Consider the following 11,993-nt stretch of genomic DNA (forward strand, 5'->3'; position numbering starts at 1 on the left):
CACCTGTCGCGTACCGCCATCAGAGCTTGAAGACGGGGAAGGACGAGGTGTCGAGCGTGCCGACGATGCCCGGGGTCGGCCGGGACGGCGCCTGCTCCTCCTGGGGGCCGGCCAGGGCGGCGTCCCGGACGGCGGCGGCCACGGTCTTGGCGACGTCCTTGTGGAAGACGCTCGGGATGATGTAGTTGGCGTTCAGCTCGTCGTCCGCGACGGTGGTGGCCAGCGCGCGGGCGGCGGCGATCATCATCTCGGTGTTGACGGTCCGGCTCTGCGCGTCCAGCAGGCCGCGGAAGACACCCGGGAAGACCAGCACGTTGTTGATCTGGTTCGGGAAGTCGCTGCGGCCGGTGGCGACCACCGCGGCGGTCTGGCGGGCGATCGCCGGGTCGACCTCCGGGTCCGGGTTGGCCAGCGCGAAGACGATCGCGTCCTCGGCCATGGTGGCCAGGTCGTCGCCGTCCAGCACGTTCGGGGCCGAGACGCCGATGAAGACGTCGGCGCCCGCCACGGCCTCCTTGAGGCTGCCGGTGCGACCCGAGCGGTTGGTGTGCTCGGCGATCCAGCGCAGCGAGTCGTTGAGGTCCTCACGGCCCTGGTGGACCACGCCCAGCACGTCCGCGACGGTGGCGTGCTCGACGCCGGCCGCCAGCAGCAGCTTGAGGATCGCGGTGCCGGCGGCGCCGGCGCCCGACATCACCACCCGGATGTCGCCGATCTCCTTGCCGACCACCTTGAGCGCGTTGGTCAGCGCCGCCAGCACCACGATCGCGGTGCCGTGCTGGTCGTCGTGGAAGACCGGGATGTCCAGGGCCTCGCGCAGCCGGGCCTCGATCTCGAAGCAGCGCGGCGCGGAGATGTCCTCCAGGTTGATGCCGGCGAAGCCGGGGGCGATCGCCTTGACGATGGCCACGATCTCGTCGGTGTCCTGGGTGTCCAGGCAGATCGGCCAGGCGTCGATGCCGGCGAAGCGCTTGAACAGGGCCGCCTTGCCCTCCATCACCGGCAGCGCGGCCGCCGGGCCGATGTTGCCCAGGCCCAGCACCGCGGAGCCGTCGGTGACCACGGCGACGCTGTTGCGCTTGATGGTCAGGCGGCGGGCGTCCTCGGGGTTCTCGGCGATCGCCATGCAGACCCGGGCGACACCCGGGGTGTAGATCATGCTCAGGTCGTCACGGTTGCGGATCGGGAGCTTCGAGGACATCTCGATCTTGCCGCCGAGGTGCATCAGGAAGGTGCGGTCCGAGACCTTGCCGATCGACACGCCGTCGATGGTGCGGAGCTTCTCGACGATCTCCTCGCCATGCGCGACCGAGGACGCGGCCACCGTCACGTCGATCCGCAGGGCCTCCAGGCCGGAGGCGGTCACGTCGAGGCCGGTGACCGAGCCGCCGGAGGACTCGACCGCCGTGGTGATCGCACTGACGGCGTTGCCCCTGGCCGGGACCTCCAGCCGCACCGTGATCGAGTTGGAGACACTGGGCACCGTCGCCATCGACGTTTCCTTCTTCCGTCCGTCAGCTGCTTCAACAGAATGTTGAAGCCCTTCGCCTGCGCATGCTAGACCTCGATCGTCGCACCTACCAGGGCGAAGCCAGAAATAACGTTCATTGAGTGTGCGGACTCGACAACTTCTTGCCTCCCCGGGCAGATGCGTTACATTGGACGGGACACCGGCTCGATCCAAGCCCCCGGGCCCAACCTTCGTCCCTTCGAGGGACCACTTGCCGCGAGGCGAGCATGGCGGGTCGGTGTCATCAACGTCTGAAGGCCCCTCACCACCGGTGAGGGGCCTTCTTCGTGCCCGCGGCACGCGACGGTCGGTCAGCCGTGCAGCAGCGCCGGCACCCCGGCCGCGTCCGGCAGGTCGTCCGGACCGGAGAGCACCGTCAGCCGCTGGGTCGCCCGGGTGAGGGCCACGTAGAGCACCCGCAGACCGGCCTCCGACTCGCCGGCGATCCCGGTCGGGTCGGCCACCACGGTGGCGTCGTACTCCAGGCCCTTGGCCTCCAGGCTGCCCAGGGCCACCGCGCGGGCGCCCAGGCCCTCGATCCAGCCGGCCGCCTCGGCCCGCCGGTCCATCGGCACGACGACCGCCACGGTGCCGTCCACCTCCGCCAGCAGCCGCTCCAGCTCCGCCCGGGCCGCCGCGCCGAAGGCCCGGGGCGACGGATCGGTGACGGCCGCGAAGCGCGGCTCCACGCCGACGTGACGCACCGCGCTCGGCGAGGGCGTGCCCGGGGCCGCCAGCGCCAGCACCTTGGCCGCGACCTCGGCGATCTCCGCGGGGTTGCGGTAGTTCACGGTCAGCGTGAACCGCCGGCGCGGCTTGCCGGCTAGCACCTCGTCCAGCGCGGCCTGCGCCTCCTGCGGGAACGGCCAGGAGGACTGCGCCGGGTCGCCGACGATCGTCCAGGTGGCCATCCGGGCGCGGCGCCCGATCATCCGCCACTGCATCGGGGTGAGGTCCTGCGCCTCGTCCACGATGATGTGCGCGTACTCGGTGCGCTCCACCGGCACCTTCTCCCGCTGTCTGGAGCTGCGGTCGGCGAAGGTGGTGACCTCGTCCAGCCCGCTCAGCAGGTCCACCGCGTCCACCTCGCGGACCCTCGGGCGGGCCGCCTCGCCGAGCAGCACCTGGAGCTCGTCCACCAGCGCCACGTCGTGCGCCGACAGCGCGCCCTCGCCGCGCTCGGACAGGTGCCGCCAGGAGCCGGCCAGCACCCTGGCCTCCTCCGGGGTGACGGCGCGACGGGCGATCCGGTTGGTGTGCCGGCTCTGCTTCAGCGTGGCGAGCACCCGACGCGGGGTCAGCGCGGGCCACCAGGCGTCCAGGAAGTCCAGGAACGGCGCCTCGTCCGAGACGTAGTCGTCGAAGGACTCCTTCTCCTCCTGGCGCTGCTCCCGGGCGTAGTGGTCGGCGGGCCTGGGCAGGTGCCGGGTGAGCTCCTGCCAGAGGGCGTCCAGCAGCAGCCTGCGGGCGCGCGGGCGCAGCAGGTTCAGCGGGGTGCCGCCGGAGCCGATCACGTGGCCGCGGACGGCCTTCAGCCGGCCGGCGTCCAGCCGCAGCACCTCGCCGCGGGCGACCACCTTGAGCTCCTGCGGCGCGCCCAGCTCCAGGGCGCCCCTGGCGGCCCGGCGCAGCAGCTGCGTCATCCGGGCCGAGCCCTTGATCCGGGCCGCCTCCGGGGTGTCGTAGGTGCCCGCCTCGATGCCGTCCACCAGCGAGCCGACCGCGCGGACGGCGACCTGCCCCTCCTCGCCGAGCGAGGGCAGCACGCCCTCGGTGTAGGAGACCAGCAGCGGGGTCGGGGAGACCACCAGGATGCCCCCGGCGTAGCGGCGGCGGTCCTGGTAGAGCAGGAAGGCGGCGCGGTGCAGGGCGACGGCGGTCTTGCCGGTGCCGGGGCCGCCGGTGACCAGGGTGGCCCCGGCCGCGGCGGCGCGGATCACCTCGTCCTGCTCCTTCTGGATGGACGAGACGATGTCGCGCATCGAGTGGCTGCGGGCCCGGCCGAGCGAGGCCATCAGCGCGCCGTCGCCGACCACGGCCAGCTCGCGGCCGTCCAGGGTGGGGGTCAGGTCGGGGCGGAGCAGGTCGTCCTCGACCCCGATCACCCGGCGGCCCTTGGACCGGATCACCCGGCGGCGGACCACCCGGCCCGGCTCCAGCGGCGTGGCGCGGTAGAACGGCGCCGCCGCGGGCGCCCGCCAGTCGATCACCAGCGGGCCGTACTCGGCGTCCAGCACCCCGAGCCGGCCGATGTGCAGGGTCTCGGCGACGGCCGGGTCGGCCGGGTCGAGCGGGGTGTCCGAGGGGATGCCGTGCTCCTCCGGCGCGTCGGCCTGCTGGAGGTCGATCCGGCCGAAGAGGAAGTCCTCGAATTCGTTGTTGAGCCGCTGGAGGTGCGCGCCGGCTCGGTACACCTGGGCGTCGCGCTCGGCGAGCGCGCCGGGGGTGCCGACCTGCACGCGCTTGGCGGCGTCCTCCAGGATGTACTCGGCCTCGGCGAGCTTCTCCTCCAGGCGGTGGTAGACCGTGTCGAGGTGACGCTGTTCCCCGGCGATCTCGCGCTCGCGGACGGTCTCGGAATCGGTGACGGCGGTGGTGTCCGTGTTGCTCTGCATGGCCTCGGTGGTTGCGGCGGAGTACTGGGTGGAGCCGGTCTCGCCCAAGAAGCCCCCTGACGTACGTCCTGCGATGGATGGGGTCCGGCCCGGCGAAACGAGCGGACGGAAAATCCTACGCCCCCACCCCTCCCCCGCGCCGCACCAGGGCCGGAATGTGGCGCGGGAGGCTCCGGACGGGGCCCGGGACGCACGAAGGCCGCCCCCCGCTGAGCGGTGGGCGGCCTTCGATCTTCAAACATGGGGTGGTGGAGATGCCGGGAATCGAACCCGGGTCCAGTGGAGTGGATTCAGGACTTCTCCGAGCGCAGTCCGCTGTGATTTTCTCGGCCCTGGCGGTCACGCGGACAAGCCGCCAACAGGCCCAGCTGCTGTTTGATTTCCCCTCCACCCCCGCAGCCCGGGTGGACGGTTGAGTTCCCTAGATTATGCCAGGGTCCGGGTCGGGAACTCCCCGGTCTGACACCCAAGCGCTATCGGTGCTATTTAGGCAGCGAGAGCGAACTGCTGGGAATCGCGCTTAGAGTTGGCGATTATTTGTTTGCGACAGATGGTTAACGAGATCATTGCCGCGTTCCTCGGCTCGCTTCTCCTGTTTCGACTTCCCCTGTCGAAACCGATCATCCCCATGTTTTGTTGAGAAACAACTCGGACGGCGAACCGTCCGTGGTGCTGGCGCCATACTACGCGAGGCGGCCTGCGAGGGTCCAGCGGATTAACTCCGACGTGGCCGCCGGGTCACTGCTGGCGCCGCCGGGCGGCGGCCACGGCGCGGGCCGTCTCGCGGGTGTCCTGCTTCTCCCGCAGCGTCTGGCGCTTGTCGTACAGCTTCTTGCCGACGGCGAGTGCCAGTTCGAGCTTCACCCGGCCGTCCTTGAAGTACAGCGAGAGCGGGATCAGGGTGTGGCCCGCGTCCCGGACCTTCGCCTCGATCTTGTGGATCTCCAGCCGGTGCAGCAGCAGCTTGCGCTTGCGCCGCGCGGCGTGGTTGGTCCACGTCCCCTGGGTGTACTCGGGGATGAAGACGTTGTCGATCCAGGCCTCGTGGTTCTGGATGTAGGCATAGCCGTCGACCAGGTTGGCCCGCCCCTCGCGCAGTGACTTGACCTCGGTGCCGGTGAGCACGAGACCGCACTCGTAGGTGTCGAGGATGGTGTACTCGTGTCGCGCCTTCTTGTTCTGCGCGATCAGCTTGTGTCCGGTTTCCTTTGCCATAGCGCCGCCATTCTCGCACCTCGACGCGGTGGCGGGCAGCTCCTTTACCCGCGGTGCCTCAGGTCCGGGTGCCGAGGCCGGCGAGCACCCGCAGGGCCAGCGCGCCGGCGTCCTCGGTGCCGGACGCGGGCACGTCGGGCACCAGGCCGACGCCCTCCGGGGAGCGGCCGGCGGGGGTGTAGTAGCGCCCGACGGTCAGCTCCAGCACCGCGCCGTCGGCCAGCCGGCTGGGCTGCTGGACGGTGCCCTTGCCGAAGGTCCGGCCGCCCACCACGACGGCCCGGCTGCGGTCCTGGAGGGCGCCGGTGAGCAGCTCGGCGGCGCTCATGGTGCCGCCGTCCACCAGCACCACCAGCGGGGTGCGCTGGTCGCCGCCGGGCGGGGCGGTCAGCTCGCGCGTCCCGCCGCGCTCCTGGTAGGAGCCGACCGGGCCGCCGTCCAGGAAGACCGCGGCGGTGCCGGCGGCCTCCTCGACCAGCCCGCCGGAGTTCCCCCGCAGGTCGAGCACCACCCCGTGGGCGCCGTGCACGGCGGCGCGCACCTGCTCGGCGACGCCGCTGGTGAAGGCCCGCACGGTGATCCGCACGACCCCCTTGTCCAGCCGCTCCACCGCGACCTGCTGACTGTCCAGCAGGGCCCGGCGCAGCCGGACCTCGCGGACCTCGCCCTCGCCGCGCCGGACGGTCAGGGTCACCTCGGAGCCGGCCTGGCGCTCGCCCTCGCGGCCGCGCAGCCGGGCGACCACCTCGGTGACCGGCAGCCGGTCGGCCTGGTCCGCGTCGATCGTCAGCAGCCGGTCGCCCACCGCGATCCCGGCGGCGGCGGCCGGACCGGCCGGCAGCACCTGGGAGACGGTGGTGACGCCGTCCTGGCCGCGGCCGACCGAGAGGCCCACGCCGAGGTAGCGGCCGTCCAGGCCCTGGCTGAACTCGGCGTACTCCCGCGCGCTGTAGTAGGCGCCCCAGCGGTCGCCGGTGGCGCCGATCAGGTGCTCGGCCTGCTGCTCGGAGAGGGCCGCGCCGGCCGGGTCCTGGCCGGCCCCGACCGTGGCGACGGCGGCCGGGGCCGCGTCGCCGGAGGGGCGCGGGTGCGGCGCGGCCGGGTCGCCCCAGGCACCGGTCGCGGCCCCGGCCAGCAGCACGGCGCCGAACACCAGGCTGAGGGTGACCACCTGACGTGCTCTGCGCGGAGTTTCTGGCATGGCATCGGAGTGTAGGCGCAGCGTGCGGGGCGGTGGGCCGGATCGGCCGACGGCGAAACCCCGACGGCCCCGGACGGCGCAGTGCCGTCCGGGGCCGTCGGGGCCGTGCGGGGTCAGACCTTGAGGTACTTGCGCAGGGTGAAGAACGCCGCGATGCCGGCCATGCCCATCCCGACCACCACCAGCAGCGGTATCACCGCCAGCACCGAACCGAGCCCGATGAAGTGGATGAACTGCACCCGCTCGGCCAGCCAGCTGTGGACGAAGAAGTGCCCGCCGAGCAGCAGTCCGGAGGCCATCACCGCGCCGAGCAGCGCGGCGAACGCCGCCTCGGCGATGAAGGGCATCTGGACGTAGAAGTTCGAGGCACCGACCAGGCGCATGATGCCGGTCTCGCGCCGCCTGCTGAACGCCGACACCCGGACGGTGTTCACGATCAGCAGCAACGCGACGAAGAGCATCAGCACCATGATCACGAAGGCCGCGGTCTGGAGGCCGTTCAGCAGGCCGAACAGGTTCTCCAGGATCTTGCGCTGGTCCTCGACCGACTTCACCCCGGGCTTGCCCGCGAAGGCGCTCTGGATGACGTCGTACTTGGTCGGGTCGTTCAGCTTCACCCGCCAGGACTGCGGGATGGCCTCCGGGCCGAGGACGGAGATGAGCGGGTTGTCCGGGTTCATCTCCTTCCAGTGCTTGTAGGCCTCGGCGGAGTCCTCGAACACGGAGGACTGGACGACCGAGTCCATCTTGTCGAGCTGGGTCTTGATGTCGGCGATCTGCTGGTCGGTGGCCGCACCCGCCTGGCACTGCGGCGAGTTGCGGGCATCCGCCTTGGTGCAGAAGTAGATGCTCACCTCGACCTTGTCGTACCAGTACCCCTTCATGGAGTTCACCTGGTCACGAACCAGCAGGGAGGCACCGGCGAGGGCGAGGGAGAGCGCGACACTGACGACCACCGCGATGGTCATCGTCAGGTTGCGGCGGAGACCCACACCGATCTCCGACAGGACGAACTGGGCGCGCATGCGGGTAACAACTCCAGGGTCGGTTGCTGGTCGGGCGAGACGGGCCGGCGGCCTACGGGATCAGTGCTGGTACCCGTAGACGCCGCGGGCCTGGTCGCGGACCAGCAGCCCCTTGTCGAGTTCGATGACGCGCTTGCGCATCTGGTCGACGATGGCCTGGTCGTGCGTGGCCATCAGCACCGTGGTGCCGGTGCGGTTGATCCGGTCCAGCAGCTTCATGATGCCGACCGAGTTCTGCGGGTCGAGGTTGCCGGTGGGCTCGTCCGCGATCAGCAGCATCGGGCGGTTCACGAACGCCCGGGCGATCGCCACGCGCTGCTGCTCACCACCGGAGAGCTCGCCCGGCATGCGGTCCTCCTTGCCGCCGAGGCCGACCAGGTCCAGCACCTCGGGCACCACCTTGTTGATGGCGCTCTTGGGCTTGCCGATCACTTCGAGGGCGAAGGCCACGTTCTGCGCGACCGTCTTGTTGGGCAGCAGGCGGAAGTCCTGGAAGACGGTGCCCAGCTGGCGGCGCATGTGCGGCACCTTCCAGTTGGACAGCTTGCCCAGGTCCTTGCCCATCACGTGCACCTCGCCGGTGCTGGGGCGCTCCTCGCGCAGGCACAGGCGCAGGAAGGTGGACTTGCCCGAGCCGGACGAACCGACCAGGAAGACGAACTCACCCTTCTCGATCTCCAGCGAGACGTTGTCCAGGGCGGGACGGTTCTGCTTGGGATAGGTCTTGGAGACGTTGTCGAATCTGATCACGGCTGCATCACGGAGGCCATCCTAGGCGGCGCCAGTCCTCGGTCGGTCCACCCCGGGCGCCCGGCCCGGGGGCGGGCGGCGGGAGCGGAAAGGGCCGCTCCCGGCTTGGGACCATACGCGAACCGGCGTCCGGCTCGCAGGGCCGGTCCGGGACGGAAACCTCATCTTGGGAGACAATGTCCGGTTATGCCCGGAAAATTTGGAGGCATCTCACAGCCCGGGGGCCGGAACGGTCGGAACCTGGCAGAGTGGAGGTGGTGGCCGAGGTCGGCCACTCCCCCGCACAGGGCAAGAACAGGAACCAAAGCCCCGTCCGGTGCGTTGGCAGTAGCAGCGAGGAGGAGATCGCATGACCTGCGACCATCTGGTGTGCGCCAACTGCAACGGCCGCGTGAGCGATGGCCGCTGCCCCGTGTGCCGCGCCAACCGGGCCCGGCTGCAGGAGCAGCAGGGTCCGTTCGCCGCGCTCTCCCCCGTGATGCTGCTGGCCCTGCTGGCCGGGCTGATCGCGGTGGCACTGATCGCCCGGCAGGCGCTGGCCTGAGCCACGACGGACAGCCGGAAGGCCCCCGACGGATCCTTGGTTTCAAGATCTCCGTCGGGGGCCTTCCGTCGTTCACGCTCAGTTCGCGGCGGTCTCGCGCTGCTTGCGCCAGCGGATGCCGGCCTCGATGAAGCCGTCGATGTCGCCGTCCAGCACGCCCTGCGGGTTGCCGACCTCGTACTCGGTGCGGACGTCCTTCACCATCTGGTACGGGTGCAGCACGTAGGAGCGCATCTGGTTGCCCCAGGAGCTGCCGCTGTCCTTCAGCGCGTCCATGGCCGCCCGCTCCTCCTGGCGCCGCCGCTCCAGCAGCTTGGCCTGGAGGACGTTCATCGCGGACGCCTTGTTCTGGATCTGCGAGCGCTCGTTCTGGCAGGAGACCACGACGCCGGTCGGGAGGTGCGTGATGCGCACCGCCGAGTCGGTGGTGTTGACGCCCTGGCCGCCGGGGCCGGACGCGCGGTAGACGTCGATCCGCAGCTCGGACTCGTCGATGTCGACGTGGTCGGACTGCTCGACGACGGGGAGCACCTCGACACCGGCGAACGAGGTCTGCCGGCGGCCCTGGTTGTCGAAGGGCGAGATGCGGACCAGGCGGTGGGTGCCCTGCTCGACCGAGAGGGTGCCGTAGGCGTAGGGCGCCTTGACGGTGAAGGTCGCGGACTTGATGCCGGCCTCCTCCGCGTACGAGGTGTCGTACACCTCGGTGGGGTACCCGTGCCGCTCGGCCCAGCGCAGGTACATCCGCATCAGCTGCTCGGCGAAGTCGGCGGCGTCCACGCCACCGGCCTCGGCGCGGATGTTGATCAGCGCCTCGCGGGCGTCGTACTCGCCGGACAGGAGGGTGCGGACCTCCAGCTCCTCGACCGCCTTCATGACGACCCCGAGTTCCTGCTCGGCCTCGACGCGGGTGTCCGCGTCGTCCTCGGCCTCGGCGAGCTCGAACAGGACGCCCAGGTCGTCGATGCGGCTGCGCAGGCCTTCGACGCGGCGCAGTTCACCCTGGAGGAAGGAGAGCCGGCTGGTCACCTTCTGCGCGTTCGCGAGGTCGTCCCACAGGTCGGGGGCGGCTGCCTCCTCCTCCAGACGCGCGATGTCGGCCCGGATCTTGTCCAGGTCGAGGACTGCCTCGATCGACCCCATGGTCGTGTCGAGGTTCTTGAGCTCTTCGGAAGGATCGACGGCTGCCACGCACCCAGGGTAATGGTTCCGGGGGGGCACCTGGCGACACCGGGGTCGCCGGGCCTCCTACGGGGCCCGCGGCGGCGCGGAGTGGACGGCCGGGCGGGGCGCCTGCCCGCCCTCCGGCGCGGTGGCGGCGAAGGCGGTCCAGGCGGCGGCCGCACCGGCCAGCAGCAGCACGGTGGCCAGCAGGACGGCCAGCAGCCGGCGGCGGCGCAGCAGGGCCTGGCGGTCCCGGCGGTGGGCGGCGCCCGGGGCGGTGCGCTGCGCCCGGGACTCGGCGGCGTAGGAGGCCAGCTCCTGCGCGGAGGGGCGGCGCAGGCTGGTGTGGGTGTCCCGGGTGGAGTCGGGGGCGACCCCGGGCACCAGCGGGACGGCCGGGCCGCGGCGGCGCTTGTGGGCGCCGGGGGCGGCGTCCACCTCGGCGTACACCGCCTCGCCGGGGGTCAGCTGCTCCTCGGCCGGGGTCCGGCCCTGCTGCGGGACGGCGAGCACCGGCAGTCCGGCCAGCGCGGGCAGCTGCTCGCGGAGCCGGGTGGCCAGCTCGGCGGCGCGCAGCCGGGAGGCCGGGGCCTTGGCCAGGCACTCGGCGATGATCCGCCAGAGGCCGTCGGGCAGACCGGGGACGGGCGGCACCTGCTCGGTGACGTGGCGGCGCAGCACGGCGCCGGTGTGGCCGCCGCCGAACGGGGTGGAGCCGGCCAGCAGCTCGTAGAGCACGGTGGCGAGCGCGTAGATGTCGACGGCGGCGCGCGGCTCCAGGCCCTCGATGATCTCGGGGGCGAGGTAGTCGGGGGTGCCGATGATCCGGGTGGCGCGGGTCCGGCGCGGGGCGTCGACCAGGCGGGCCACGCCGAAGTCGGTCAGCTTGGCGCGCGGGGCGCCGCCGGGGCCGGGCGCGGCGGCGAGGTCGAGCAGGACGTTCTCCGGCTTGACGTCGCGGTGGACGATGCCGGCGGCGTGCGCGGCGGCCAGGCCGTCGGCGACGTCGGCGATGACCGAGACGGCGGTCTGCGGGGCGAGCGCGCCGTCGCGCTCCAGCCGGGAGCGCAGGTCGGTGCCCTGGACCAGCTCCATCACGAGGGCGAGGTCGCTGCCGTCGACCACCATGTCGCGCACGCCGACCACCCGGGGGTGGTCGAGGCTGGTCAGCGCGGCGCGCTCCTGGACGAAGCGGCCGACCAGGACCTGGTCGGCGGCGAGGTCCTCGCGCAGCAGCTTGACCGCGACCGGGCCGTCCGGGCCCTCACCGAGCCAGACCGTCCCGGCGGAACCCCGGCCGATCACCTGGTGGACGGTGTAGCGGCTGCCGATCTTGCGTGCCAATGCTGCTCCGTGGGCGGCGGGAGCGCGCGGGGGAGGGTCCGGTGCGCTCGGTGGGGCGGGACAACAGCGACCAACCTACGCGCCCGAACGCCCTTCGCGGGCCGCCTGAGGGCGCTCGGCGGGCACTGACGGGCGAGAAATCTCGTGGATTGTCGATAAAGCGTCAATGTTGCCGCCGGGCCCGGCCCCTGGCGCGGCCCCGGGCCCCCGCGGTCAGTTCTTGGAGCTGCCGACGATATTGCTCACCCAGTCGCTCGCACGGCTGAACCAGTCCTGGACGTCGGCCCAGTACTGCGGGAGCGGTGTGAAGTTCCACAGCGCCACCGCCGCCACGGCCAGCACCAGCAGCACCATCAGACAGCCCTTGAGGCAGCCGAGGCCCGGGATCCGCACCGGGTTGGCGCTGCGGCGGCGCGGTTCGCGCGGTTCGCGCGGCGGACGCTGCTGCGGCGGCGGAGCCTGCGGGGGCTGCTGCTGCGGCTGGCGGTACTGGGGCTGCTGGGGCTGCTGCGGCTGCTGGTACTGCTGGGGCTGGCGCTGCTGCTGCTGGTAGTGCTGCGGAGGCGGCGGCGGGGCGTCGCGCGGCGAAACCCCCTGGTCGGGCGGGGGTTCCCGGGTCCATGCC

The 11,993-nt window shown here is 71.9% G+C and carries 9 protein-coding genes, 1 other RNA gene and 1 pseudogene; 1 reads left to right on the forward strand and 10 read right to left on the reverse strand.

Translation table 11 applies throughout. The features are described 5' to 3' along the window. Positions 1-19 precede the first annotated feature (19 nt). From ACFWA9_RS25760 to ftsE, 7 genes are all read right to left on the reverse strand, one after another. Positions 20-1,492, reverse strand: coding sequence for an NAD-dependent malic enzyme (locus tag ACFWA9_RS25760; RefSeq protein WP_329487878.1), 1,473 nt, complete (start codon positions 1,490-1,492; stop codon positions 20-22). Between the two features lie 329 nt (positions 1,493-1,821). Next, positions 1,822-4,125: a UvrD-helicase domain-containing protein gene (locus ACFWA9_RS25765; RefSeq protein WP_352296299.1), complete on the reverse strand. Its 2,304-nt coding sequence runs from the start codon at positions 4,123-4,125 to the stop codon at positions 1,822-1,824. 246 nt (positions 4,126-4,371) lie between these two features. Next, positions 4,372-4,753, reverse strand: a transfer-messenger RNA (tmRNA) gene (ssrA, locus tag ACFWA9_RS25770). Between the two features lie 110 nt (positions 4,754-4,863). Further along, a complete protein-coding gene (smpB, locus tag ACFWA9_RS25775) occupies positions 4,864-5,340 on the reverse strand; it encodes an SsrA-binding protein SmpB (RefSeq protein ID WP_329487879.1) in 477 nt (158 codons plus the stop codon). Between the two features lie 58 nt (positions 5,341-5,398). Continuing rightward, a complete protein-coding gene (locus ACFWA9_RS25780; protein ID WP_380390060.1) occupies positions 5,399-6,541 on the reverse strand; it encodes a S41 family peptidase in 1,143 nt (380 codons plus the stop codon). Between the two features lie 113 nt (positions 6,542-6,654). Continuing rightward, positions 6,655-7,566 carry a permease-like cell division protein FtsX gene (gene ftsX / locus ACFWA9_RS25785; RefSeq protein WP_329487881.1) on the reverse strand — a complete coding sequence of 304 codons (912 nt, stop codon included), beginning with the start codon at positions 7,564-7,566 and terminating at the stop codon, positions 6,655-6,657. 60 nt (positions 7,567-7,626) lie between these two features. Beyond that, entirely contained in the window at positions 7,627-8,316 is a 690-nt protein-coding gene (ftsE, locus tag ACFWA9_RS25790) for a cell division ATP-binding protein FtsE (RefSeq protein ID WP_329487882.1), read from the reverse strand. Between the two features lie 349 nt (positions 8,317-8,665). Here ftsE and ACFWA9_RS25795 point away from each other — a divergent pair, with 349 nt between their 5' ends. Further along, positions 8,666-8,860 (forward strand): hypothetical protein, encoded by a 195-nt coding sequence (locus ACFWA9_RS25795; RefSeq protein ID WP_329487883.1) that lies wholly within the window; start codon positions 8,666-8,668, stop codon positions 8,858-8,860. A gap of 78 nt (positions 8,861-8,938) precedes the next feature. On the opposite strand, the gene prfB is transcribed toward ACFWA9_RS25795, so the two are convergent. The 3 genes and pseudogenes from prfB to ACFWA9_RS25810 all read right to left on the reverse strand — a co-directional run. Beyond that, positions 8,939-10,051, reverse strand: coding sequence for a peptide chain release factor 2 (gene prfB / locus ACFWA9_RS25800; RefSeq protein WP_329487884.1), 1,113 nt, complete (start codon positions 10,049-10,051; stop codon positions 8,939-8,941). 57 nt (positions 10,052-10,108) lie between these two features. Continuing rightward, positions 10,109-11,368 (reverse strand): serine/threonine-protein kinase, encoded by a 1,260-nt coding sequence (locus ACFWA9_RS25805; RefSeq protein WP_352296290.1) that lies wholly within the window; start codon positions 11,366-11,368, stop codon positions 10,109-10,111. Between the two features lie 213 nt (positions 11,369-11,581). After that, a pseudogene (locus tag ACFWA9_RS25810) lies at positions 11,582-11,993 on the reverse strand (hypothetical protein); the annotation flags it as partial.

The sequence above is a fragment of the Kitasatospora sp. NPDC059973 genome, assembly GCF_042737525.1.
In the GTDB taxonomy this organism is placed as follows: domain Bacteria; phylum Actinomycetota; class Actinomycetes; order Streptomycetales; family Streptomycetaceae; genus Kitasatospora.